The sequence below is a fragment of the Vibrio navarrensis genome (assembly GCF_015767675.1).
GTDB lineage: Bacteria > Pseudomonadota > Gammaproteobacteria > Enterobacterales > Vibrionaceae > Vibrio.
This window is the reverse complement of sequence record NZ_CP065217.1, coordinates 2,847,112-2,872,014: the sequence shown is the minus strand read 5'-3', so window position 1 is coordinate 2,872,014 and position 24,903 is coordinate 2,847,112. Positions and strand designations below refer to the sequence as shown.

The following is a 24,903-nucleotide window of genomic DNA, read 5'->3' as shown; positions in this document are numbered from 1 at the left end:
CATTATCATTTATTCAGTTTAAACTATGCCCACGATTTTGATTGCCGATGACGATCCCCTCATGTGCGAGCTCATTGACTCTGTCTTGCAGCAAGAAGGCTATCAGGTTAGCTGTGCCCACGATGGCGAGCAGGCGCTCAACTGGCTCGCCCGTGAGCCTTTTGATCTGGTGCTATTGGATGTGATGATGCCCAACCTCAATGGACTGCAAGCGGCGCGCCGTATTTGCCAGCGTTTCTCTACACCGATCATCATGATCAGCGCCTTTGCTGAAGAAGCCGATAAGATTGAAGGTTATGACTCAGGTGCCGATCACTACCTTGCCAAACCTTTTAGTATTGCCAAGCTTTTGACCCTGATTAAAGCGACCTTGCGCCGTGTTGCTTTGGAAAAGCAGCGCCATACTCATGTCAACACTTTAAGCGGTAGCGAGGCGGTGAGCGATGTTCTGACCACTCTCGGGCGTTTTCCCTTCACCCAAACGGAGCAGGAACTGCTGGTTTATTTGGCCAACCATCATCAGCAAGCCATCACCAAAGCGGAGTTGCAACACCAAGTGTTGAAACGCGAGTTGTGCCCGTTTGATCGCAATCTCGACATGCATATCAGCAATATTCGCCGCAAACTGACCCAAGCTGGCTGGTCAAAAAATACCATTCGTACCGTGCGAGGGATTGGTTATCAGTTTGAACTTACCCATGGCTAAACTGCGCCGTTGGCTCGCCTTGCCAAAAAAACTGGCTGTGCGGCTGTTTGTCGCACTCGCGCTTGGAGTGGTGTTGGTAGTGAGTGCGTTTAGCTGCGTGGAAATGTTGCTCTACCAGCGTCTACTCAATCTTTCCAAACAGCAGCACCAAGAATTTGTTGATTTGGCACACCAGGCGGGGCAGTGGGTCGCACGTAAAGAGTGGTCGCAACTGGCGCAATGGGAAGCCAAGCAGCGTTACGTACTGTATGTGGTTGATCAACAGTTTCAGCCGGTCAGTGGCCGAGATGTTCATCCGCATGTGTTGAAAAAAATGCACTTTTATCGCCGTTTAGATCAGCCGATGGGCGATCGTGTTTCTCGCCCTATGATTGGCATTCGTCTTGATCAAGAACATCAACTGATGATTCAACTGCCTTGGCAGCAGCACCCGGCCGCCAAGGCGAGCTACTATTTGTGGGCAGTGAATGCGATTGTCGGCGTGTGTATTCTTGCCTTTATCTCTTGGGTGCTGACGCGCTATCTGCAAAATCCGCTCACCCAGTTGCAGGCGGCAACGCGCGCATTGGCGCAAGAAAAAACCGACACCCGCGTCGCGCATACCCTTGGTCACAGCGTGAGCGAATTTCGTGAATTAGCGCTGGATTTTGACCGTATGGCCGAGCGCATCCAAATTTTGGTGGAAGAGCAGCGACAGTTGGTGCGTACTTTGTCGCATGAGCTCAAAACGCCGCTCACCCGCCAGTTGTTGGCCACGCACCTTTGTCAGCGAGCCAAAGAGCCTGAGCAGCGCACACTCTGGCTCGATAGGGTCGAGCAGGAAGCGCAATTGATGAACTCGATGATTGAAAAAATTCTTGAGTTGAGCCAGTTAGAGAGCAGCCAGTTTTCTGTATCGCTCAAGCCTTTGGACATCAATGCCTATCTCACCGAGCAAGCGGCTCTATTTGAGCCTCATCTTTTGTCTGGGCAACAGATTGAATTAGCCTTGTGTCAGCAAGCGGCTTGGATTGAAGCGGATCCTGTACTGCTGGGCAGTGTGCTCAACAATCTTCTCACCAATTGCGTGAAATACGCAGGCGAGGCGTGTACTATCTGTTTGTCCACCTTCGTTGAACAAGAGATGTTGATGATTGAAGTTGCCGACGATGGTCCGGGCGTTGGCGAGCAAGAGCTAGCCAAGTTGTTTACGCCATTTTATCAAGTCAAGCAGTCGCCAAGCTCAGCGAGTGGCTATGGGCTTGGCCTCTCGATTGTCGCGCAAGCGGTGAAAAAAATGGCGGGCAGCCTAAGTGCGCATAGTGAGAATGGCTTACAAGTTCGCCTGCAATTTGCTTGTTGGCAGCAAGCAGCAAAAAGTTCCGTAAAGTAATGTAAAGATTGTAAATCGAATACAATTGATAATTATTATCATATAAATTCCATTCCCAGTAAAACCAAGGCCGCCATTGATTGAAGCAGGCCAAGGGAGACTGACTAGGAAAGGAATAAAAACCATGTTGTTAACACGTAAGACAAACTTGGCGATGGCCGTTGCATCGCTCTGCGCGATTTCTACTTCTGCCCAAGCAGAAAGCAAAGCCGATGAAGTGATGGTAGTAACTGCTTCTGGATTTGAACAAAAACTGGTTGATGCGCCTGCCAGCGTAACGGTGATTACCGAGGAAGATCTCCGTGCCCGCCCGTACACCAATTTGCTTGATGCGCTGCGCAATATCGAAGGGGTTGACGTTGGTGAAAGCCAAGACAAAAGCGGCCAGAGCACCATCAGTATCCGCGGAATGGGGGCGGACTATACCTTGGTTTTAATTGATGGTAAGCGTCAAAACAACAATGGTGACCTCTATCCGAACAACTTTGTCGGTTTCCAATCGGCACACATTCCGCCACTGGATATGATTGAGCGTATCGAAGTGGTGCGTGGCCCCATGTCCACTCTGTACGGTGCAGATGCGATGGGCGGCGTAGTCAACATCATCACTAAACGTGCGAGCAAAGAGTGGCACGGCTCTATCTCAACCAGTCGTACCTTCCAAGAGAATAGTGAACTGGGCGATGTTAACACCACCGATTTTTACGCCTCGGGTGCGCTTATCGAAGATAAATTGGCGCTCTCTGTGCGCGGCAGCTACTACGATAAAGCCGAATCCACGCCATCTTATGCTGCTGAGCTTGGGCCAGATGGCAATATGCATACGCCTCCAAGCACCTTTGGTGGCGGCGGTAAAACCTCCGATAACCAGAACTGGACCGCTGGCTTTGGCTTAGCTTGGTACATCAACGAGGATCAGGAACTGTTGATCGACTACGATGCTTCACGTCAGAAGTACGACAACAGCGAATCGCAATTCGGCACCACCGATAGTGCCGCAACCATCTATAAAAATGCCCGTGTAGGCTATGCTCCGACTCAGCGCACGCTGCGTGACCAATGGTCTTTGACGCACAAAGGCAAGTGGGAGTTTGGCCGCAGTGAAGTCTCGCTATCGCATGTTAAAACAGAAAATTTAGGCCGTTCACTGCCGCTCTCGCTACAGCAGCGTCAAGAGTTGGCGGATAAAAAAGCCAATTTGAGCCAAGCCGAAGTGATGGCCTGGATCGAATCTGAATTGATGTCTCGTCCTAAACGTGAACTGCGTAACGAAAGCACTACGTTGGATGCCAAACTCGAGCTGCCTTTGGGCGATCACTTTGTGGTTGTAGGCGGACAACTGATTGATTCCGAGATGGAAGATGGCGTGTTTGGCATGCAAGGCTCGGGCTATCGAGCGGGAGCGATGCAAGAGCAAACTCAATATTCGCTGTTTGTCGAAGACAGCTGGCGCATCATTGAGCCATTGACGCTGACCGCGGGTGTGCGCTACGACGATCACGATACATTCGGTAGCCATGTTTCACCGCGTTTGTACGGTGTGTACACCTTAAACCCGAACTGGACAGTAAAAGGTGGTGTGTCAACGGGGTATAAAACGCCGAAAACCACCGATCTATACTCCGGCATTACCGGCTTTGGCGGCCAAGGCACTAGCCCGTGGGTTGGCAACGAAAACCTGAAACCGGAAGAATCGGTCAACAGCGAAGTGGCGGTGTACTACACCCATGAAAAAGGCCATACCTTTAACGCGACCTTCTTCCATAACGATTTTAAAAACAAGATCGAAAGCAAATACAACTGTATCGCCAATCCAAACAATCGCGCGTGTGACAATGCGGATGCCGCAGGTTGGAATGCATTAAATAGTCGCTATGTGTTGAGTTACAAAGACAACGTCGGTGATGCAAGAGTGCAAGGGGTTGAGCTAGCAGGGCAACTGATGCTGCCATACGATTTTTCACTAAGAGCAAACTACACTTACACCGATTCTGAGATCACCAGTGGGGCCAATAAAGGTGAGCCGTTGACCAGTAATCCAGTGAAGCACATGCTCAATACGACCTTAAACTGGTACGCGACCAACTACGTTTCGCTCTATCTGACCATGGAAGCCAACTCAGACCGCTACCGTGGTCAAGATGACAGCGGTAAGGATCAGTACTACAAAGATTTCGAGGTCTTCCACTTAGGTGGCAGTTGGATGCTGTCGGATGATTTGACTCTCTCCGCTCGTGTGAACAACTTGTTTGACAAAGACTTTACCACCTACGATGTCACCAACTGGCAAGACAACGGCGATGGTAGCTACACCATGACTAAAGAAGATCACTACAACGTGAAACACGCGTCGCGTAACTTCTGGATCTCGGCCAACATGCGTTTTTAAGCGGCCAACGTTAGCTTAGCGGATTCACAGTCCGGTTATGCTAGAAACATAAAAAATCCCCAGATGAAAGTCTGGGGATTTTTCTTATCTTCACAATAATGTCACAAGTCTTGAGGGTAAATAAGCTTATTGTTGAACGGTTGCACTGAATTAGGCCGAAATTCAGCCGATGCTTTATTTTTGTGAATGCGATGCACCAAGCTGGTGCTATCAATTTTATTTTTAGTGCTGTTTTTCTAACAAGCACTTTAAAAACAATAAGATAAAAAGTTGGCACGTACCTTGGATTACTTGGTATGTAACAGGATGACGTTTTCAGAGAGGATGCAATGAAACTAATCAACGCCATAATTAAACCATTTAAACTGGATGATGTTCGTGAAGCGCTGGCGGATGTCGGCATTGAAGGGATGACGGTTTCAGAAGTGAAAGGATTCGGCCGCCAGAAAGGGCATACCGAGCTGTATCGCGGTGCCGAGTATCAGGTTGATTTTCTGCCGAAGGTAAAACTTGAGATTGCCACTCAAGCAGACAATGTGGACCGAGTGATTGACGCGATCACCAAAGCGGCGCATACCGGAAAAATTGGTGACGGCAAAATTTTTGTGTACGACTTAAGTCACGCGGTACGTATTCGTACTGGCGAGACTGATATTGAAGCACTGTAACGATTCAAAGGACTGGAGAACTTACTATGGAATTAACAACAACCGTAACTGAGTTACGCTACGCGCTCGATACCTTTTTCTTTCTCATTTCCGGCGCGCTTGTGATGTGGATGGCGGCTGGTTTCGCCATGTTGGAAGCGGGTCTGGTGCGTTCAAAAAACACCACTGAAATTCTAACCAAAAACTTCTGTTTGTACGCTATCGCCTGTACGACCTACTTGGTGGTTGGTTACAACATCATGTACGTCGACAACAGCGAAGGCGGTTGGCTGCCCTCGCTTGGTGCGCTGATTGGCAGTCAAGCCGAAGGGGCGGATCACTCGCTGGAATCTGACTTCTTCTTCCAAGTGGTCTTCGTTGCCACCGCCATGTCTGTGGTATCGGGTGCTGTCGCTGAGCGTATGAAACTGTGGTCTTTCCTTGTGTTTTCGGCCATTTTGACCGCGTTTATCTACCCAATGGAAGGTTACTGGACTTGGGGTGGTGGCTTCCTGTCTGCGGCTGGATTTAGCGACTTTGCGGGTTCGGGTATTGTGCATATGGCGGGTGCGTCTGCGGCTCTAGCGGGTGTGTTATTGCTCGGTGCACGTAAAGGCAAATACGGTAAAAACGGTGAAATCTACCCAATTCCGGGTTCTAACATGCCACTAGCCACCTTAGGTACCTTCATCTTGTGGTTTGGTTGGTTCGGTTTCAACGGCGGCTCACAATTAATGCTGTCGGATTTTGAAAACGCGACAGCGGTAGGTCAAATCTTCCTTAACACCAACGCGGCTGCGGCTGCGGGTGCTATCGCTGCACTGCTCGTGTGTAAAACCACTTGGGGTAAAGCAGACCTGACCATGATTCTCAACGGCGCGTTGGCTGGTCTAGTGGCGATTACCGCAGATCCTCTTTCTCCATCGCCAGTTTACTCGGTGGCGATCGGTGCGGTAGCAGGTGCGCTGGTGGTGTTCAGCATCATCGGTCTGGATAAAGTGAAGATTGACGATCCAGTGGGTGCTATCTCTGTTCACGGCGTGTGTGGCTTCTTTGGCCTGATGGTGGTTCCGCTAAGCAATGCCAACGCGACTTTCTCAGCTCAGCTTCTCGGCGCTGCGGTGATCTTTGCTTGGGTGTTTGGCGCAAGCTTAGTGGTGTGGGGCATCTTGAAAGCGACCATGGGTATCCGTGTTAGTGAAGAAGAAGAGATGGAAGGCATGGACATGCACGATTGTGGTGTCGGCGCTTACCCAGAGTTCGTTACCGTCAAATAAGACACAAATCCTTACAAATAAAGCTATCAAAAACCCGCCGTTGTTGGCGGGTTTTTTATCATTTAAGCGTTGTTTTAAAAATCGACATGCTTATAATGACGCAACTGATAAACGTTATCATTCTAGTTCAAATCTGGCTCAAAGGACTCTCTTGATGAAAAAACTGCTTACTCTGTCTGCGCTGGCGTGCGCGACACTGGCACCGACAGCCATGGCTGCTGAAGAAGTGAACGTCTACTCTTACCGCCAACCTTTCCTGGTTGAACCCATGTTTAAAGAGTTCACCAAAGAGACGGGCATTAAAGTGAACGTGATGTTTGCGAAAACCGGTATTGCAGAGAAGCTAGCGCAAGAGGGCGAATACAGCCCGGCAGATGTGATTCTTACCGTAGACATCAGCCGTCTTGCTGAACTGACCGACAAAGGGCTAGTTCAGCCTGTAAACAGTGACATTATTGAAAAAAATGTCCCAGCACAGTACCAAGATAAGCAAAACGAGTGGTTCGCGTTGACCACCCGTACGCGCAGTGTTTACTCATCACGCGATCGCGTTGGTCTGCTGGGTGAAGACTTTGACTACGAAGATCTGGCGAAACCAGAATTCAAAGGCAAAATTTGTACTCGCAGCGGTAAACATCCTTACAACGTTTCTCTGGTATCAGCAATGATTGCTCATCACGGTGAAGCGGAAACCAAAAAATGGCTGGAAGGTGTGAAAGCGAACCTAGCGCGTAAACCGCAAGGCAACGATCGCGGTCAAGTGAAAGCGATCAAAGAAGGCCTTTGTGATGTTTCTCTCGGCAACAGTTACTACCTTGGCGCAATGATCAACGATCCTGAGCAAAAAGCGTGGGCGGACTCGGTGTATATCAACTTCCCGAATCAGAAAACTCAAGGCACACACGTCAACATCTCTGGCATGGCAATGGCCAAATACGCACCAAACAAAGCCAATGCGCAGAAGCTGATGGAGTTCTTGACCGACGATGTGGCGCAGCAAATGTATGCTGAGGTGAACTTTGAGTACCCAGTTAAAGAAGGCGTGAAACGCTCTGAGCTGGTGGCATCTTGGGGAGACTTTAAAGCCGATACGCTTTCTCTAGATGACATTGCATCTCACCATGCAGCGGCAATTAAGCTTCTCGACGAAGTGAAATTTGACCTTTAAATGAAACAAGGGGTATAACTGTACCCCTTGTAAATTAAAGTGATATGAGATGTATTTGCGAGCGCAACTGTATTTCATACAGCCTTGCAGTAATTAGGCGATGAAAGAACAAAAATACACCTGGAAAACCAGCAGTGGGGCATTAGCCGTACTGCTGGTTTTGCCGATCTTAGCGATCTTCTACACGGCGGTTGGCTCAAGCGACGAGCTGTTTGCTCACTTGTTGGCAACCGTGATGCCTTCCTACATTGTTAACACCATTACTTTGACCTTGGGCGTGATGCTGCTCTCGTTGTTGCTTGGCATTCCGAGTGCTTGGCTCATGGCAATGTGCAAACTGCCTAGTGAAAAGTGGCTGCAGTGGGCGTTGGTGCTGCCATTGGCGATGCCCGGTTACATCATCGGCTACATTTTTACCGATTGGTTTGACTACGCTGGCCCAGTACAGATTTTGCTGCGTGACATCACGGGCTGGGGCGCTGGGGAATATTGGTTTCCCGATATTCGCACTGTCCCGGGGGCGGTTTTCGTCCTGTCGCTGGTGCTCTATCCTTATGTCTATCTGCTGTGTCGCGCCGCCTTTATGGAGCAAAATGTCTCTTTGCTGCAAAGTGCGCGCCTGCTTAAATGCAGCCCGTGGGAGAGTTTTTGGCGTATTTCGATGCCGCTGGCGCGTCCTTCCATCGCCGTAGCCTTGTCACTGGTTGCGATGGAAACCATCGGTGATTTTGGCACGGTGAGCTATTTCGCGGTCAATACCTTAACTACCGCGGTTTACGACACTTGGCTGGGCTATTCCAATCTCAATGCGGCGGCGAAAATCTCCGCGTTGATGCTGGTGATCGTCATCTTACTGCTCAGCGCTGAGCGCTACAGTCGTCGTCGGCAAAAGCTGTTTCAAGCGCAGTTTAATAGCCATGAAGATTTTCGCTATCAACTGCATGGCTGGAAAAAATGGGCGGCACTGTGTTGGTGCTGGGGGCTGGTGGCGATGGCATTCCTGTTTCCGCTGTTGCAACTGCTCGACTACTCGCTGACCTATTTTGCGCAAAGCTGGACCGAAGAGTTTCGCCGTTTTGCACTTAACAGCTTGCAAGTCTCTTTATCTGCGGCGATTGTCGCGGTATTGGTCGCGTTGGTGGTGAACTTCAATTATCGACTTCACAGCCAGCGCTCGAGCTTAGTGTGGATGCGCATGTCGTCGCTCGGCTATGCCGTGCCGGGAACGGTTTTGGCCATTGGTGTGATGGTGCCGGTGTTGTCGCTCGATCATTTGGTCAACGACTTGGCCAAGCAGTTTGCATGGGGAAGGCCGGGGCTGATTTTTTCCGGTTCTATGTTTGCCATGATTTTTGCTATGGTGGTGCGTTTTGCCGCGGTGGCGATTGGCAGTATTGAAAGTCATCTCAACAAGGTTTCCCCTTCGCTAGACATGGCGGCCAGAACCATGGGCTGTGATGCCAATCGCATGTTGTGGCGGGTGCATTTCCCTTTGATCAAACGTGGCATGCTCATAGCGGCCTTATTGGTGTTTATTGAGTCGATGAAAGAGCTCAATGCGGCTTTGCTTTTGCGACCCTTTAACTTCGAAACCCTTGCGACCTACGTTTATAGCTACGCCTCCGACGAGCGCTTGGAGATCGCAGCGATGCCTGCGGTACTTTTGGTGCTGGTCGGTTTGATCCCTCTTGTCATTGTTAACCGTTCACTGGAGCAGAGTCACTAATGAGCTGTGCGTTATCTATCCGAAATTTGACCTGCCAATATGATCAACAGACGATTTTAGAATCGCTCTCTTTGCACGTTGAACCGGGGCAAATTGTCTGTTTGCTTGGCGCGAGTGGCTGTGGCAAAACAACCTTGCTCAAGGCCATTGCCGGCCTCCTGCCGCTCAGTGCGGGCGAGATGTGCCTCAATGGTGTGACGATCGACAATGGTGAACGCTGGTTGCCGCCTGAGCAGCGTAATATTGGCATGATCTTTCAAGACTACGCACTCTTCCCGCATTTGACGGTAGCGGACAACGTTGCATTTGGTTTGAAAGGGAGTAGTCAGCAAGACAAACAGCGTCGAGTGGCCGAAATGTTGGATTTGGTGCATCTGAGCGCCTTTGCCCAGCGCTACCCGCACCAGCTTTCAGGTGGTCAGCAGCAGCGAGTCGCCATTGCGCGCTCATTGGCTTACAAGCCAGATTTACTGCTGTTGGATGAACCGTTTTCCAATATCGACACCCAAGTGCGCCATGAGCTGATTGGTGAAATTCGCAAATTGTTCAAAGCGCAAGGGGTAACGGCGATTTTTGTTACTCATTCTCGCGAAGAGGCGTTTGCCTTTGCCGATAAAATGGCGGTGATGAACCACGGCGTAATTGAGCAATATGGCACGGCGTCGGAGCTTTACTATCAACCATCAAGCAAGTTTGTGGCGGATTTTCTTGGCGGGGGGAGTTATTTGCCCGCAACGCGTCTGTCTGAGAGCGAGTTCGAAACGCAGCTTGGTGTGGTAGAAGCCCAAGCGCAGCAGCCAATAGAACTCAACGCTCGCTGCGAACTGTTGCTGCGCCCGCAGCACATTCAAATCAGTGCCGCCGCAGAGAGCAGTATTTGCATTTTAGAACAGCAGTTTATGGGCGATCACTGTCGCTATGTGATTGAAAGCAATGGCAGTCAGCTGTTAGCCAGTTCCTCGCAAGCGCTGAGTGTCGGACAGAGCGTGAGTGTCAAAGTGGATACGCAAGGGATCTTGGCATTTTAAGAGCAAAAAAAAGCCCGACTTGGTGTCGGGCAATCGTTCTTCAGGTGAATCCTCTTGGCAGGATCAGTTTAAAGCCAAAAATTCTTTAAACTGTTGAAGAACAAGCTCAGCAGTCTCTTTATCCTGCATCTCGGCAAAAATTCTCAGCAGTGGCTCTGTGCCGGAAAAGCGGGCAATCACCCAGCCGCCATTTTGGAAGTAGACTTTGGCCCCGTCGTGATAACTCACTTTGTCGATGGCAAAATCAAACTCAGGTAGCTGCTTCTCAACATAAATTTTGTTGTACAACGCCTCTTTCTGCGCGGCTTTAAATTTGCAATCGCCTTCGGCCATGTAGGCGTAGCCGTATTTGCTGTAGATCTCATCGAGTAACTCAGAGAGTTTTTTGCCAGTCACCGAGAGCATTTCCACCAACAGGCTAGAAGCGAATACGCCATCTTTGCCCTTGATGTGACCGCGAATGGTCAAGCCGCCAGAGCTCTCCCCACCAATCAAAGAGTCGTCCGCTTCCATTTGTGAGCTGATGTGTTTAAAGCCAACAGGAACTTCAAAGCACACTTCGCCATGATCGGCGGCGATCTTGTCGAGAATATGCGTCGTGGCGATATTGCGCACCACCGAACCTTTCCAGCCTTTATATTCAAGCAGGTAGTAGTAAAGCAGCATCAACACTTCGTTAGGGTGAATGAAGTTGCCTTTCTCATCGATGATGCCCAAGCGGTCGGCATCGCCGTCAGTGCCGATGCCAATGTCGTAGCCCTCTGCGGCCACTAAGTGCTTGAGACGATAGAGCGTCGCGGCACTTGGCGAAGGCATTAGCCCGCCAAAGTCTGGGTTTTTGCCATCGTTGATCACGTCGACATCGCAGCGGCCATTAATCAGGACGGTTTGCAGTGCGTTTTTCGCCACGCCAAACATAGGGTCAATCAACACGCGCAGATTGGCACGTTTAATCGCTTCAATATCGATAAAATCGATGATCGAATCGACAAACTCATTCATCGGATTGATGATATTGATCTGTTTGTCTTGCACCGCTTGTTCGAAATCGACGCTTTGCACTTGATCTAGAGTCAGATGGGCGATTTGCGCTTCGATCTTCTGCGTGATCACTTCGTCAGCATCACGTCCGCCTTCAATAAATACCTTGATGCCGTTGTAGTCCGCGGGGTTGTGCGATGCGGTAATACAGGCAGAGTAAGCACAGCCCATTTCTTTGGCTTTAAACATCACAATCGGCGTTGGGACAAATTTATTGATAAAACTGACCACAATGCCGTTGGCCGCCAGCACTTCTGCAAACCAAGCCCCCGCTTTGTCTGACAAGAAACGGCGGTCGTAGCCGATGACAAAACCGCGATGCGCCACTGCTTCGTCATGAATGATGTTCGCGACCGCTTGCGCGACCAAGCGAACGTTGTCTTTGGTGAACTCTTCGCCAATAAAAGCGCGCCAGCCACCGGTTCCAAATTTGATCATAACTTGATCTCCAATCGGAAGTGGCAACTTGGCCACTTCCAAAAATTTTTGCTAGCGATACCGTGATGGGGTTATCCCAACACGACCACCACCTCATTCACCGTACCTTGCGCTTGCGCAGGAACCGCACCTGCGATCGCTTGACCGTTTAAAGTGATCGATTTCACTCCTTTTGAAACGCCTTGCGGGTTTTCTACCTTGATTTGGTAAGTGGCGCCGCGCCATTGACGAGTCACTTCAAAGCCAGGCCACGAGGTTGGAATACATGGGTCGATTTCAAGTGAATCGAAACCAGTACGCACGCCGAGGATAAAGTTGGTGGTGGCGTAATACGCCCAACCTGAAGTCCCCGTTAACCATGGGTGGTTTGCCCGGCCGTGGTCTTGGTGGTCACGCCCCATGATGAATTGCACATAGGAGTACGGTTCTGCAATGCGGGTTTCAATGATGTCGTTTTGGTTGTATGGGTTGAGCGCGTCGTAAAGCTCTATCGCGCGATCGCCGCGGCCGAGCTTCGCTTCTGCCACCCATGCCCATGGGTTTGGATGCGAGAAGATAGCGCCGTTTTCTTTCACGCCTTGGTAAACGCGAGTGACGAAACCGATGTCATCATTTGGTGTGGCAAACGATGGTGCGTTTAGGTGTAGGCCATATTTCGAGAACAAGTACTCGTAGACTGCATCCATCGCCTTGATACCGCGCTCGTGGCTGACGGCACCAGAAAGGACCGCCAGTGAGTTGGACTCAAGGTGTACTTTACCTTCCACTTGGTCGAAGGTGCCGATCTTGTCGCCATCTTTGGTCAGGCCGCGGATGTACCATTCGCCTTTCTCATCCCATAGGTGGGTTTCACATGCTTCACGAACGCCGTTTGCCATCGCTTGGTACTTATCGGTTGCGGCGTCATCGTTGCGGAAACGAGACAGTTCCAAGAAGGCTTCCAGTGCCCAGAAGTGCAGGAACGACACCATGGATGACTCACCGCCGCCGAGGTTTAGACAGTCGTTCCAGTCGGCACGTAGCCCTTTACAGATACCGGTTTGACCGACGTATTCTGCGGAGAAATCCAGCGCCGCCATCATGTGTTCGTAAACGGTCGCGTTGCCGCCGTCTGCGTAAGGGATCAGTTCGTCAATAAAGCCGATATCGCCCGTCTCTTTCACATAGTTCAAGATGGTTGGCACGATCCACAGGTGGTCGTCTGAACAGGTGTCTTTAATACCGTGGATCTTATCGTCGTCAGACGGTGTTGGAACAACGGTGGGTGATTTCGATGGTTTAACATCGGCTTTTTCTGGATCAAACCAGTCAGGATCGAAGAGGTGCAAACCGTAGCCTGCTTTCACTTGGCCGCGCAGCAGATCAACTAGGCGTTTGCGCGTCATTGCTGGGTTGGTGTGCGGAACTGAGATCGCATCTTGTGCGGTATCACGATAACCCAAACCGGTACGGCCACCGACTTCTATGAACGAGGCAAAGCGCGACCATACCACACAGGTTTCTGCTTGGTAGAGTGTCCATGCGTTGATCATGGTATCCAAACCAGCGTTTGGTGATTTCACCTGGAACTTCTCACAGCGCTCGTCCCAGTGTGCTTTGATACCGGCAAACGCTTGATCCACTTGGTTAAGATCTTGGTATTTTTCACGCAGTTTTGCGCCGTTGCCTTTACCTACACCTAAGATCACCGCAAAGCGCACTTTCTCGCCCGGTTGTAGCACAAATTGCTTATGCAGCGCACCACAGTGGTTGTAACAAGTTTGCGCGCTGTTCGAGCACTGACCTTGCGCGACTGCAATTGGGTTGGCTTCGTCGCGGTACATGCCGAGGAACGTATCGCGCTGGCCATCGTAGCTGTCGGCATCAAATGTGGCCGTAAGATAATAGAAACCAAGGAAGTCGTCGGTGTTGTAGTATAAGTCATACTCAATCACGCCATCTTTGAATTCGGTGCCCGCAGAGTAGAGTGACATCTGGTGGTTTTGGTTATCTGATTTGATGTGGCTGAAAGAAAACTCAACATAGTTGAATGCACTGATGGTGCGCACTTCATTTGACGTGTTTTCGATCTCAACATCCCAAACTTCGGCATCTTCGCCTTTTGGCACGAAGAGCGTTTTTTTCGCCACGATGCCATTGTACTCACATTTAAATTTTGAGTAGGAGAGGCCATGACGAACTTCGTAGCTCGCTTGTTCAAGGCTTTTTGCCACAGGTTGCCAGGAAATAGACCAGTAGTCGCCAGTGGCATCATCACGCAGATAGACGTAATGTCCCGGGCGATCTTGGGTAAAGTTGGGGCGGAATTTGGTCACGCGGTTGTACTCGGGCGAGTGATAGAAAGAGTAGCCGCCCGCGTTGTGTGAGATGACGGTACAGAACTTTTCTGTGCCCAGATAGTTCGTCCAAGGTGCTGGTACATCTGGACGGGTGATGACGTATTCACGATTGTCATTATCGAAATAGCCGTATTTCATTGTCATTTCCTTTTCAACAAACTGCCGCATAGGCAGTCAAAAACTAAAGCGAGTAAAACAGCCTGGCGCTTTTGCCCCCGGCGGATTGTCTATTTCCAAGGCTGACGATATTGCACGCCTTGTTTGTCGAGCAGCGGTAAGTGGCCTTTGAGTCTTGCTAAGTAGTCGGGCCAGTCGCGTTGCTGTTTTTCGGTCCAACACGCTTCGGCCAGCGCGGTTAAGCGTGGGAAGATCATGTAGTCCATGCGTTGTGGGTTATTAATGATTTCGCACCAAAGAGCCGTTTGGATTCCCCAAATTCGTTTATGAATTGGGTCGTCAGCCGGTATATTGGCAAGCGGCTCGTAGGTATAGGCTTTTTCAAGTGGCAGTGGATTGGCCCAATCTACCCCCGGCTCTTCCGGTGCGTAATCTTGTGTCATATCGAGATAGGTGGTTTGTGCAGGCTGGAGCACCACATCAAACCCTTGGCGAGCGCAGTTCACCGCCGCATCTTCACTCAGCCAAGAGTAGATAACGGTGTCTTTGCTGACTTTGTCGCCGTGTTGTGCTTCTTCCCAGCCAAGCATGCGTTTGCCTAGTGAGCGCAGTTTTTGTTCCGCGTGGCGTAGTAAGTGTCCCTGAAGCTCTTTGTAATCTTGGTAGCCACATTCCGCCATCAACGCTTGGCAGCTCGGGCTGTTTGACCAAACGCCATGTGGCACTTCATCGGCGCCGATATGGACATAAGGAGAAGGAAACAGTGCCGTGACTTCTTCTAAGACGCGATAAAGGAACTGGTAAGTCCCTTCTAACGCAGGGTTTAACACGTTGTCAGAGTAGTTTTGAATGCTGCGATAGACGGTGGTGTCTTGTTCTTCAACCAGTAAGTGTGGCAGTGATTTGATCGCCGCGCGGCAGTGCCCCGGCACATCAATTTCAGGAATGACATTAATGCCTCGTTGCTGTGCAAACGCGACCACCTCTTTGATCTCTTCTTGGCTATAAAAGCCACCGTAGCGCTGCGAAATATGGGTGTATTGCGGCTCAATGGCTTCATCGACACCGCGCCAAGCGCCAATTTCGGTCAGCTCAGGGAACGCTTTGATCTCAATTCTCCAGCCTTCATCGTCGGTCAGATGCCAATGGAAGGTGTTGAATTTGTAGTGCGCCAACAAGTTAATCAGACGTTTAACTTGCTCGATACTGTGAAAATGGCGTGAGCAATCGAGCATCATGCCGCGATAATCAAAGCGTGGTTGATCGGCAATCGTGCAGCACACCAGTTCAATCGGCTGACTCTCTTCAGGGCAACCAATCCATTGCAATAAGGTGGCGCTGGCGTGGACGAAGCCAGCCTGCGATCCTGACTCGATCGAGATGTGCGACTCACTGATATTGAGGTGATAAACCCCTTCATCCAAGGTAGGATTCTTTTTATATACCAGCTTGCCATGCTCATCGGCGCGAAGAGTGATGTGGTGAATACGTTGCAGCTCGTCAATAAACCACAGGGCTGCGCTTTGCGCTGCATCGCATTGCCAAGCTACGCCGCTCTCAGCGGTAAGGGTAAAGATCCCTTTATTAAGAGTCATCGCGTTCGGTTTAGGTAGCAGGGCGTGCTCACTGGCTAAAGTATGTGGCAGCACCTCGCGTTCACGATAAGGGGAAGCAAGTACGATAGGAGGGACATCCACCGGGTGGCGAACCCGTGTATCGCTTTGCTGAAATTCAATAAAGGCTTGATTTAAACCATCGGAATAGTAGCGAAATGGATTGGTTTGCACGCTAAATTCACAGTAAAAGTGGTCATTTGCCGCTAACACTTGCGTTTCCGGCTTTAGCTGGCAATAGCTACCAATTTGCGTCAGTGTGCCATGTGAGACGCTACCAGGCTGAATGAAGCGATTGAAAGCAAAAGTGAGCGACCATGCGGGCAGATCCTGGTCACTGAGATTATGCAAAGTGAGCCCAAAACGACAATTCTGTTTCTGCTCCGAAAGGACAACCAGGTCAATACGATATTCCATGAACAATTCCTATTGTTGGGTCATAGCATAGAGGTTGTGTTTGTCTTGACCGGCAAACATCAAAGCCCCTTCTATAGCGTCGTGTTGTGGCTCGACGATCCATTGCTGAACGGGTGGTGATAACCATTGCAAAATACGTTCTGCGATACTGCCCATTAAGCAGATGCGCGTTGCGCCGCGTTTATGTAAAGCGATGAGAAACATCTCAATGTCCTGCGCCGTCTGTTTTAACAGCTCAATTGCCAGCGAGTCGGCCTGTTCCGCGTGCTGGAAAATAGCGGGAGAAAAGCAGCCATAGTCTCGTGGCAGTGCCTTTTTGGACCATTCAACAATAGCGTCGACATCTTGGTTAAAATGCGTCATCACGTGCAGGCAAAGTGGGGTTTTCTCGCGAATGCCGTCTTCGGCGAGTAACACTTGTTGGATAAGTCTCAAGCCCATAACAGCACCACCACCTTGATCGGAGATAGGAAACTCGCGTCCTCCCACCACATGCTGCACACCCTCTTGCAGATAGATGCCGCACGATCCTGTGCCTGCGATCATGATCGCGCCGTTCTTACCGTTGTGCGCCCCAAGGCAAGCGCCGTACGCGTCCGTATTCAAAGTGACACTGGCAAAAGGATGCGGCTGTTGCATAAATGCGTGCCAAGAGGCTTTATGCTCTGCTCCCGCCAGTGCTAAGCCCAAATGCATACTGGCGAAATCCTGCTCGGTTAGGCCACCTTGCATCGCGGCTTGGCGAATGGCCGAGATGATGGATGTCATGGCGAGTTCCGCGCCGAGCATGATATTGGCACTGCCACTTCTGCCCTCGCCAATTAGCGTACCTTGCGCATCGCGGATCCGAGCGCGGCACGAGGTGCCTCCGCCATCAATCCCCACGTAAAATTCTTTCATTGGCTCACTCCTGATCGAACTGAGTGTGGTGATGTACTTGACACATCATGGCGAGCAAATACCAAGCGCCGTGAGGGATCCATTGCTCCCCCCAACGCCAGTTCTGCAACATGTCGTCTTTTTGCCCGTCAGGGTTGAAGGCGATATCTTCTTCGTCCTCAAATCCAGCAGTAATCCCGTTGCATACCCCGCCTTTGGCGTTGAAAAAACCTATATGCGGAAGGTAATCCGGATTGTTATGGCCGTGGCCATCAAGCATGCACATATCGTATGGATTTAGCCCTAAAATCCAGTTCAAGGCATCTTGCGCTAGGAGTGAAAGTGCGTCTTTGAGCGCCTCATCGCGGAGGTGTTTTTGCGCTAAAAAGCCCATCACAGCAAGCGATCCAAGACGGGCATTTTCACCCTGCCACCAATAGCCCGATTCGTTTTGCTGGGCGATAAAAAAGGCGTCACGTTTGGCTTGTTCAACCCCTTTAACGTACTGGCGAGGATAACCAAAGGGGTTGGTCACTTTGTTGGTGATAGTCACTTCAAACCAGCACGCGTTGTGCACCACTTGACGCAGCGGCTCGCTGTATTGTTCATCGCTTTCGATAGCCAGATATTCACACAGGGCAATCACGGGCAGCCCCGCTTCGGCCGCGTGGAAATAAGGGCGAGAACCATCTTGATTAGCTGACCAGAAATGGGCGAACTGCTCATCGTTGTGTTGACGCACCGCAAGGCGAGCTGCCCAAGCGCGACTTTCTTGTAGATATCGACGCTCTTGCGTTGAACGATATAGCTCGACACATGCCAGCAGAGCGCAGTACTCGTCAATGATGTTCTCTTCACCGTCATTGAGATAATAGCGATTGCTTTCTTTCAGATGCCAGTAGCCATTTTCGGCTGCGTTGAGGTACTTCTGCTGATCATACTCGCCGTGTACATCCAATCTTGCGGCAGCCGCCAGCGCCGCTATTGCGATGCCGCCACCTTGGCGAAATCCCGCTTGGTAGTCGTCAGACTTGTGACCCTGTTGAGTTGCGTAAGTACAAATTTCCCGTTGTTTGACGTCTTTACTCCACTTGTCGAAGACCGTGGTGTAAAAGAATCCTTTAGGGTTTTGCATTCTGACCAAAAAATCAGCGCCATGCAGCGCTTCCTCTTTTAGTCGCACTTGACTAAATGCCGGAAAATCCGAGCTTTCGCTCATCAACTCTAAACCTTTGAGCATGTTCCACACCACCATGGGGGTTTGCTGTGGGTTGAGATAGTTGGCATAAGAGAGATGGCTGAGATATTTACTCACATCGCCCGAGGCGTCGTACCAGCCTCCTCGTACATCCACAGTTTGCTCGCTGTGCAGCAAAGGAACGGCTTTATCTTGTTGGTCAAAAACTCCGCCGCAGCGTTGTGATTTAAAGTAGTGTAATACGTCGGAAAAGGTTCGCTTGAACAGTAAAGTGTCGCCGATGGTAAAGGTGGCTGAACATAGGTTGTCAAAGCGCAGATAGAACTCACCAACGTGGTTAAAGTCACTAAAATCAATGGTGTAAAAATACCCTTGATGCCAGTTGGCGACGCGACCGACTTTTTGTATTGAAAGGGTAGTGATTGTTTGATGCTCGTTGGCACAGACCAGCAAGGCGGTGTCAGACGACAGACGTGCTTGACGCGTCTGAAGCACGGCTTTCTTGGGGCCGTTTCGTTCGTAGCCTATATGGTTAGTGAGTAGCAGCATTGCAAATCTCCGACAAAGGATTTCTAGTTATTGCCAGAGCCAGGACGAGTCCTGGCTCTATTGGGCTTAATTGTCAAATAAATAACAACGAACAAAGTGGTTTTCCGAGAGCTGCGTTACTTCAGGTAACTGCTCGCGGCATCGGCTGGTGGCGTGTTCACAGCGACCCGCAAAAGGGCAACCAACGGAAGCGGGTGTCCAGAGTGGGATTTCCCCTTTGTTGCCTTTTAACTTGTCGTGAATCGATTTGCTTGGATCGGGCACCGCAGACACCAACAGTTGTGTGTAAGGGTGTTGAGGATCATGAATGATCTCTTCCGTATCTCCCCATTCCACCATGTGACCGACGTACATCACGGCCAGATCTTCGGCAATATAGCGTGCGGTTGCGATGTCGTGCGTGATGTAGAGAAGCGACATCTGTTTCTCAAACTTCATCTCCTCCATCAAGTTAAGCACGCCAGCACGAATCGATACATCCAGCATTGAAGTCGGTTCGTCCGCCAATACCACTTCAGCGCCTACGGCAATATTGCGCGCTAAGTTAACGCGCTGACGTTGGCCACCAGAAAGCTGATGGGGGAACTTCGCTGCTGTCTCTTTCGGTGGAATAAGGCCGACCTGTTCCAGCAGATCGTAAACACGCTCTTCCAGCTCTTTTGGGTTGCCCGGGGCGATCTTTTTATGGATCAGCAATGGGCGAGCGATGTGGTGGAAGATATTGTGTGTTGGGTTAAGCGAACCAAACGGATCTTGCCACACCATCTGAATGCCTTCGCGGTAAGCGATCAGATCTTTTCTTGAGGTTATCTCTTGAATGTCTCGGCCTTTGTATTCGATGACTCCGTTGCTTGGCGCGTACATTTTGGCGATCATTTTGGCGGTGGTTGATTTACCAGAGCCTGATTCACCCACTACCGATAACCCGCGAGCTTTGTACATTTTGAATGACACGTCATTGAGGGCACGCATCTTAGATTGTTTGATTGAGTTGCTATTGAGCGGGAAGTCTTTGACGACATTTTTGCCTTCAATCAGCAGCTCACCATATTCTTTGCTCATAATTGTCTCCAGTATCCTTAACAGCTTGTCCGTGGTCTTTACAGCTTGTGTTGAGCAATCGGCTCGCCATAAAGGTGGCAGTTGGAAAAACGGCCTGGCTCGATTTGTCGTAAGCTGGTGGCGACCTTGGTACAAGTGTCGTGAACACGACTGCAACGGGCTTGGAAACGGCAACCTTGTGGAACATCAAGCAGGTTCAACGGGTTACCAGGTATGCCAGTCAGTTTGGTTTTTGGCCCTGTCAGCGGTGGGAATGAACTGCCCAGCCCTTTGGTATAAGGGTGGAAAGGGGATTGCAGAATTTGTTTCGCTGGCGCAACCTCAATCAGCTCACCGGAGTACATGATGCCGATGCGGTCGGAAAACTCGACCATCAACGACAAGTCATGTGTGATGAAGAGGATTGAAAAACCAAACTCTTCTTTCAGTGCATAGATCTTTTGCAAGATTTCGCGCTGTACCACCACGTCCAGTGCAGTGGTCGGTTCATCCATGATGATCATCTTCGGATTAAGCGCGAGGGCAATGGCAATCACTAGGCGTTGGCGCATACCGCCAGAAAACTGGTGCGGATAATCTCTTAGACGGCTGGCGTGAATATCAACGATCTCCAGTAACCCCTCTGCGCGGCGTTTGGCTTGCTCACGAGTCATGTTGGTGTGACGCATGATCACATCGCAGAACTGATCTTCCATGGTCAATACAGGGTTGAGCGCGTTCATCGCGCTTTGGAATACCATGGACATTTGGCTCCAGCGAAATGCCTGCATGCGATCGTCACTGTATTTGAGAATGTCTTCACCGTTGAAAATCACCTCTCCGCCAGTAATAAACGCAGGCGGCTTGTGCAGTCGCATCAAAGAGAAGGCGACGGTTGATTTACCACAGCCAGATTCTCCAGCGAGACCAAACACTTCACCGGGTGCAATGTCGAAGCTGACATTGTTACAGGCGCGGACATCGCCCGCATCGGTGATGTAGTCAACGCATAGATTGCGGATTGAAATAAGTGGCGTCGTCATAGTTATTTATCCCCGCTGCAAAGTGCATTTTGTGGTTCAATCGCTGGTGCACGTTCTTTCTTGTCTTGGTTTGCCAGTTTTTTCCAGCGTTTCATACCTTTATGAGAGCGAAGTTGTGGGTTGGCAATTTCATCAACGGCAAAGTTAAGCAGCGCCAAGCCAGTCACCAGTAAAGTCAGTGCAATACATGGAGCCAGTAGTTCCCACCAAGCACCGATAAGCATTGAAGAAGAGGTTTGTACGTTGTACAGCATGATGCCCCAACTGATGGTGTTTGGATCGCCAAGTCCAAGGAAGGAGATGATGGATTCCATGGTGATGGCGTACATTACTGAGCCGATAAAGCTTGCACCGACAATTGGAACAAGGTTCGGCAGAATCTCGACAAAGATGATGCGCCAAGAGGATTCACCTAGCACTTCAGCGGCTTTGACAAACTCTTTTTCACGCAGTGCGAGTGTTTGCGAGCGAACTACCCTCGCGCCCCATGCCCAGGAGGTACAGCCGATAATAATCGCGATTGTTACAGGTCCAGCTTCGCCGATAAAGGCGGCTAAAACGAACAGCAGGGGATATTGCGGAATGACCAGCATGATGTTCATCGCGGCGGTGAGAATATCGTCGATACGACCACCAAAGTAACCTGCCGAAATGCCGATAACGGTCGCCAAGAAACAGACGGTAATGCCTGCACCAAAGCCAACGGCGAGTGATACGCGAGCACCGTAAGCCAGTTGAGACCAGATATCACGGCCCATACGCGATGTGCCTAGCACATGATCGGCCTTTTTGGATAGTTGCAGCGTACGGCGATCATCGGCAAGGTTTTTCGCTACCCAACCATCAGGATTGGCTTTCGTTGCTTTCACGACGAAACTTGGGTATTCGTGTGGGTTACCCGTTCTTTTATCTGGCGCATGTTTGGTGATAAGTGGTGCGCCCACTGCCGTGAAAATAAATAGGCTAACAATCACCAGACCGATACGTGCGACTGAGTTACCCAGAATAAGCTTAAATAGATTGTTCATGATTATTTACCTCCCTTGCGTAGGCGAGGATCGAGCACGACATATACCATGTCGGCAATCAGGTTAAACGACAGCATAAACAGCGTCATAATAAGCAACTGACCTTGCAGAACTTGGTAGTCACGTGCGTTGATTGCATCAAGCAAAACCTTACCTAATCCCGGGTAGTTAAAGATGATTTCAACGATAAGTTGACCACCGATCGCCATACCGAGTGACATGGAAAGCGCCGTGACACTGGGCAGTAGCGCGTTGCGCGCAGCGTAGTTGAACACCACACGGTTTTCGCTCAAGCCTTTGCCTTTGGCCATGGTGATGTAGTCTTCCGCTAGCAGGTTGATCATGTTGTTACGCATGTTGACCAAGAAGCCACCGATTTGCACGATAGAGGCACATAGGAGAGGCAGAATGGCGTGATAAGCAACATCTTTGTAGTAGTCCCAGCTTGTCCAATCCGGAATCGTGCCCGGTGTGTAGGCGTAACCGGTTGGGAACCAACCTAGGCCGATAGCAAACGTAAACAAAGCGAGCATCGCGATTACGACTTGTGGAACGGCTTGGATAATCAGCATTCCCGGCGTAATGAACGCATCGTATTTACTACCGCGACGCCAAGCAGCGAAGATCCCTAAGATAGAACCAATCGAGAAAGAGAGAATAACCGCACTGCCTGCTAAGAACAGTGACCAGCCAAAAGCGCTGCCTAACAGTTCATTCACACTGAGTGGATAAAACTTGATTGACGTGCCCAGTTCCCAACTCACAATACTCTTAATGTAGGTCAAATACTGGACATACAAAGGACCGTCGACGAAACCGAGCAGCTTTTTCATCGCTTCGATGCGCTCTGGGGTAACCTGTGTGGTTGCATTCGCAAACATCATGGTGACCGGATCGCCCGGCATCGCCCTCGGAATAATAAAGTTTAATGTCGCTGCAACTAAGAGAGCGACTAAATAAAATGACAAACGTCTTAAAAAATAACCCATAACTTACACCTTACTCACCCAGCGTTTTCCCTGTTCCTGGTTTCAGGTCGCTCATGACCGAATTCAGAGCGAAAAATCCCCTGACGACTGGCGCCATAAACAAACAAGGTTTGAAAAGGATTTATAGCGGCGCACGGGATGCGCGCCGCGGGAGATGAACTTCTACTTAGTTAACTGGTTTTAGGTCCAGTACGTGCAGTAGACGCTCAGGGATGCCTGCCCAAATGTTTGGACGGCCCTTAGGATTTTCTTCGTTCCACCAGCCAGTAAAGCGCTTGGTGTTGTATTGGTACATGTAAGCACCAGACATTACAGGGATGGTGACCTGATCTGCAGCGATGATTTGCTGGATACCATGAGCGATAGCGATTTGCTCTTTCTTCTCAGCGGTTTTGTAGAAGCTGTCAAGTAGGTTGTCCAGTTTTTCATTTTTGTAGAAGTGCATCGCGAAGCGAGGCATGCCTTCACCTTTCTGTAGTGCTGAGTTATATGCACTGTTCCAATACAAGTGTGGATCTGCACCGTGGAAGTAGTTGGTGTATGCAACGTCGTAAGTACCCTCTAGCATGGCTTGGTTGTATACCGCAAACTCAGGGGTACGCGCTTTTGCTTTGATACCGACTTCAGCGAGCTGCTCAACCGCAAGTTGCACGGTGTTGTTAAAGTCAGTCCAGCCGTTTGGCGATTGGACCAGTAGCTCGAAAGATTTGCCTGACGGAGTGTCGACGAAGCCGTCACCATTGACATCTTTAAAGCCTGCTTTAGCTAGCAGCTTCTTCGCGCCTTCCACGTTGTAGGTATTATAACCTTTGTACTTGTTGTGCACTTTTTCATCAGACCAAGCTTCGAAAGCGTAGCCAAGACCTGATGCGAAGTCATTCACTGTACCGCCGCCGTAAAACGCGATGTCAATGATGGTTTGACGGTCAAGTGCCATCGAGAATGCACGACGGAAGTCAACATTGGTCAGTGCTTCTTTTTTCACTGGATCTGGGTTTTTGAAGTTTACCACAAAGGCTTGAGTGCCTGATGGTGGATACCAGTATTGGTGGTTAGGGCTCGCTGCTGCATAAGTACGGTCAATGTCTGGAACGAACGAGGACGTCCAATCTAGCTCAGAGTTAACAATTTTACCTAGCAACTGGTCGTTGTTGGCGATTTGAGGTACGCGTAGACAGTCTACGTCCAAGTTTGCTTTATCCCAGTAATTTGGGTTACGACACTGAATGTAAAGTTGTGGAGTAAAAGTGTCGATTTCAGTAAATGGACCAGTACCAACAGGATTTTCGTTGGTGAACGTGGTTGGATCTTTCACCTCTTTCCACACGTGCTCAGCAACGATAGGAACCAATGAAATTTCGTAAGGGACGTTAGAGTTTGCTTCGCTTAGGCGGAAACGAACTTGGTATTCGTTCAGTTTCTCAACACTGGTCACCCATTTGTTGATGCCGCGTTGGTCAAGCTCAGGTTTTGCTTTCAGTAGGCCGTAAGAGAACACGACGTCATCTGCAGTAAACTTCTGACCATCAGACCATTTTACACCTTTACGGATGTCAAAAGTCACGCTCATCAAGTCGTCAGACATGCGGAAATCTTCAGCGAGACGCATCACTGGGGTATTGCCATGCATTTCATTAAAGATAACAAGTGGTTCATAGATGAAATCCGTTGTCGTGCGAAGGTTAGTCGCTAGATACGGGTTAAAGTTACGTACCATGGTAGGGTAGAAATCAGGTACGATAGTTAGCTCACTACGAGCTGCCGCTGGTGCGGAAATGCTGGTCGCAGCTGCAGCGATTACTGCAGTAGCTAGAGCTGTTTTTTTAATATTGGCAAGCATAGCTGTTCCTTACTATTTTGCTTTCATTTCACATTGTTTGGAATGTCATCAATTTATA

Annotated in this window: 18 protein-coding genes; 8 read left to right on the top strand and 10 right to left on the bottom strand. The window is 49.9% G+C overall.

Going from position 1 to position 24,903, the window contains the following annotated elements; genetic code table 11:
- Positions 1–25 precede the first annotated feature (25 nt).
- From I3X05_RS13465 to I3X05_RS13430, 8 genes are all read left to right on the top strand, one after another.
- Positions 26–706 carry a response regulator transcription factor gene (locus tag I3X05_RS13465; protein WP_045571174.1) on the top strand — a complete coding sequence of 227 codons (681 nt, stop codon included), beginning with the start codon at positions 26–28 and terminating at the stop codon, positions 704–706.
- Entirely contained in the window at positions 699–2,078 is a 1,380-nt protein-coding gene (locus I3X05_RS13460) for a HAMP domain-containing sensor histidine kinase (RefSeq protein WP_193157527.1), read from the top strand. The genes I3X05_RS13465 and I3X05_RS13460 overlap by 8 nt, the downstream gene beginning before the upstream one ends.
- A gap of 124 nt (positions 2,079–2,202) precedes the next feature.
- Complete coding sequence (locus I3X05_RS13455) at positions 2,203–4,467, top strand: TonB-dependent receptor domain-containing protein (RefSeq protein WP_337970792.1); 2,265 nt, start codon at positions 2,203–2,205, stop codon at positions 4,465–4,467.
- A 329-nt stretch (positions 4,468–4,796) separates the two neighbouring features.
- A complete protein-coding gene (gene glnK / locus I3X05_RS13450; protein ID WP_193253637.1) occupies positions 4,797–5,135 on the top strand; it encodes a P-II family nitrogen regulator in 339 nt (112 codons plus the stop codon).
- A gap of 26 nt (positions 5,136–5,161) precedes the next feature.
- Entirely contained in the window at positions 5,162–6,391 is a 1,230-nt protein-coding gene (locus I3X05_RS13445; RefSeq protein WP_193157526.1) for an ammonium transporter, read from the top strand.
- A gap of 154 nt (positions 6,392–6,545) precedes the next feature.
- Complete coding sequence (locus tag I3X05_RS13440) at positions 6,546–7,559, top strand: Fe(3+) ABC transporter substrate-binding protein (protein ID WP_045571170.1); 1,014 nt, start codon at positions 6,546–6,548, stop codon at positions 7,557–7,559.
- Positions 7,560–7,659: 100 nt separating this feature from the next.
- A complete protein-coding gene (locus tag I3X05_RS13435; RefSeq protein WP_337970791.1) occupies positions 7,660–9,285 on the top strand; it encodes an ABC transporter permease in 1,626 nt (541 codons plus the stop codon).
- Complete coding sequence (locus I3X05_RS13430; RefSeq protein ID WP_193157525.1) at positions 9,285–10,313, top strand: ABC transporter ATP-binding protein; 1,029 nt, start codon at positions 9,285–9,287, stop codon at positions 10,311–10,313. Before I3X05_RS13435 ends, I3X05_RS13430 begins: the two co-directional genes overlap by 1 nt.
- A 63-nt stretch (positions 10,314–10,376) precedes the next feature.
- On the opposite strand, the gene I3X05_RS13425 is transcribed toward I3X05_RS13430, so the two are convergent.
- The 10 genes from I3X05_RS13425 to I3X05_RS13380 form a co-directional block, all read right to left on the bottom strand.
- Complete coding sequence (locus tag I3X05_RS13425; RefSeq protein WP_337970790.1) at positions 10,377–11,792, bottom strand: phosphoglucomutase/phosphomannomutase family protein; 1,416 nt, start codon at positions 11,790–11,792, stop codon at positions 10,377–10,379.
- A 71-nt stretch (positions 11,793–11,863) separates the two neighbouring features.
- The gene (locus I3X05_RS13420) at positions 11,864–14,269 is read right to left on the bottom strand and encodes a GH36-type glycosyl hydrolase domain-containing protein (RefSeq protein WP_193157523.1); all 2,406 of its coding nucleotides are present in this window, start codon (positions 14,267–14,269) and stop codon (positions 11,864–11,866) included.
- A gap of 89 nt (positions 14,270–14,358) precedes the next feature.
- Positions 14,359–16,278 carry a beta-N-acetylhexosaminidase gene (locus I3X05_RS13415; protein ID WP_337970789.1) on the bottom strand — a complete coding sequence of 640 codons (1,920 nt, stop codon included), beginning with the start codon at positions 16,276–16,278 and terminating at the stop codon, positions 14,359–14,361.
- Positions 16,279–16,287: 9 nt separating this feature from the next.
- On the bottom strand, positions 16,288–17,178 hold the full coding sequence (locus I3X05_RS13410; protein ID WP_045571165.1) for an N-acetylglucosamine kinase: 891 nt from the start codon (positions 17,176–17,178) through the stop codon (positions 16,288–16,290).
- A gap of 4 nt (positions 17,179–17,182) precedes the next feature.
- A complete protein-coding gene (locus tag I3X05_RS13405; protein ID WP_045571164.1) occupies positions 17,183–18,904 on the bottom strand; it encodes a glycoside hydrolase family 9 protein in 1,722 nt (573 codons plus the stop codon).
- A 66-nt stretch (positions 18,905–18,970) separates the two neighbouring features.
- Positions 18,971–19,966, bottom strand: coding sequence for an ABC transporter ATP-binding protein (locus tag I3X05_RS13400; protein WP_045571163.1), 996 nt, complete (start codon positions 19,964–19,966; stop codon positions 18,971–18,973).
- Between the two features lie 38 nt (positions 19,967–20,004).
- Positions 20,005–20,988: an ABC transporter ATP-binding protein gene (locus I3X05_RS13395; protein WP_045571162.1), complete on the bottom strand. Its 984-nt coding sequence runs from the start codon at positions 20,986–20,988 to the stop codon at positions 20,005–20,007.
- A gap of 2 nt (positions 20,989–20,990) precedes the next feature.
- The gene (locus I3X05_RS13390; RefSeq protein ID WP_045571161.1) at positions 20,991–22,016 is read right to left on the bottom strand and encodes an ABC transporter permease; all 1,026 of its coding nucleotides are present in this window, start codon (positions 22,014–22,016) and stop codon (positions 20,991–20,993) included.
- Between the two features lie 2 nt (positions 22,017–22,018).
- Positions 22,019–23,005 carry an ABC transporter permease gene (locus I3X05_RS13385; RefSeq protein WP_045571160.1) on the bottom strand — a complete coding sequence of 329 codons (987 nt, stop codon included), beginning with the start codon at positions 23,003–23,005 and terminating at the stop codon, positions 22,019–22,021.
- Positions 23,006–23,171: 166 nt separating this feature from the next.
- Positions 23,172–24,845: an ABC transporter substrate-binding protein gene (locus I3X05_RS13380; protein ID WP_045571159.1), complete on the bottom strand. Its 1,674-nt coding sequence runs from the start codon at positions 24,843–24,845 to the stop codon at positions 23,172–23,174.
- Positions 24,846–24,903 lie beyond the last annotated feature (58 nt).

Excerpts from the sequence above, each read along its gene's own strand:
- I3X05_RS13425 (WP_337970790.1), bottom strand. The coding sequence starts at position 11,792 with ATGATCAAATTTGGAACCGGTGGCTGGCGCGCTTTTATTGGCGAAGAG.
- I3X05_RS13460 (WP_193157527.1), top strand. The coding sequence starts at position 699 with ATGGCTAAACTGCGCCGTTGGCTCGCCTTGCCAAAAAAACTGGCTGTG.
- I3X05_RS13400 (WP_045571163.1), bottom strand. The coding sequence starts at position 19,966 with ATGAGCAAAGAATATGGTGAGCTGCTGATTGAAGGCAAAAATGTCGTC.
- glnK (WP_193253637.1), top strand. The coding sequence starts at position 4,797 with ATGAAACTAATCAACGCCATAATTAAACCATTTAAACTGGATGATGTT.
- I3X05_RS13420 (WP_193157523.1), bottom strand. The coding sequence starts at position 14,269 with ATGAAATACGGCTATTTCGATAATGACAATCGTGAATACGTCATCACC.
- I3X05_RS13385 (WP_045571160.1), bottom strand. The coding sequence starts at position 23,005 with ATGGGTTATTTTTTAAGACGTTTGTCATTTTATTTAGTCGCTCTCTTA.
- I3X05_RS13410 (WP_045571165.1), bottom strand. The coding sequence starts at position 17,178 with ATGAAAGAATTTTACGTGGGGATTGATGGCGGAGGCACCTCGTGCCGC.
- I3X05_RS13390 (WP_045571161.1), bottom strand. The coding sequence starts at position 22,016 with ATGAACAATCTATTTAAGCTTATTCTGGGTAACTCAGTCGCACGTATC.
- I3X05_RS13440 (WP_045571170.1), top strand. The coding sequence starts at position 6,546 with ATGAAAAAACTGCTTACTCTGTCTGCGCTGGCGTGCGCGACACTGGCA.
- I3X05_RS13435 (WP_337970791.1), top strand. The coding sequence starts at position 7,660 with ATGAAAGAACAAAAATACACCTGGAAAACCAGCAGTGGGGCATTAGCC.
- I3X05_RS13430 (WP_193157525.1), top strand. The coding sequence starts at position 9,285 with ATGAGCTGTGCGTTATCTATCCGAAATTTGACCTGCCAATATGATCAA.
- I3X05_RS13380 (WP_045571159.1), bottom strand. The coding sequence starts at position 24,845 with ATGCTTGCCAATATTAAAAAAACAGCTCTAGCTACTGCAGTAATCGCT.
- I3X05_RS13395 (WP_045571162.1), bottom strand. The coding sequence starts at position 20,988 with ATGACGACGCCACTTATTTCAATCCGCAATCTATGCGTTGACTACATC.
- I3X05_RS13465 (WP_045571174.1), top strand. The coding sequence starts at position 26 with ATGCCCACGATTTTGATTGCCGATGACGATCCCCTCATGTGCGAGCTC.
- I3X05_RS13405 (WP_045571164.1), bottom strand. The coding sequence starts at position 18,904 with ATGCTGCTACTCACTAACCATATAGGCTACGAACGAAACGGCCCCAAG.
- I3X05_RS13455 (WP_337970792.1), top strand. The coding sequence starts at position 2,203 with ATGTTGTTAACACGTAAGACAAACTTGGCGATGGCCGTTGCATCGCTC.
- I3X05_RS13415 (WP_337970789.1), bottom strand. The coding sequence starts at position 16,278 with ATGGAATATCGTATTGACCTGGTTGTCCTTTCGGAGCAGAAACAGAAT.
- I3X05_RS13445 (WP_193157526.1), top strand. The coding sequence starts at position 5,162 with ATGGAATTAACAACAACCGTAACTGAGTTACGCTACGCGCTCGATACC.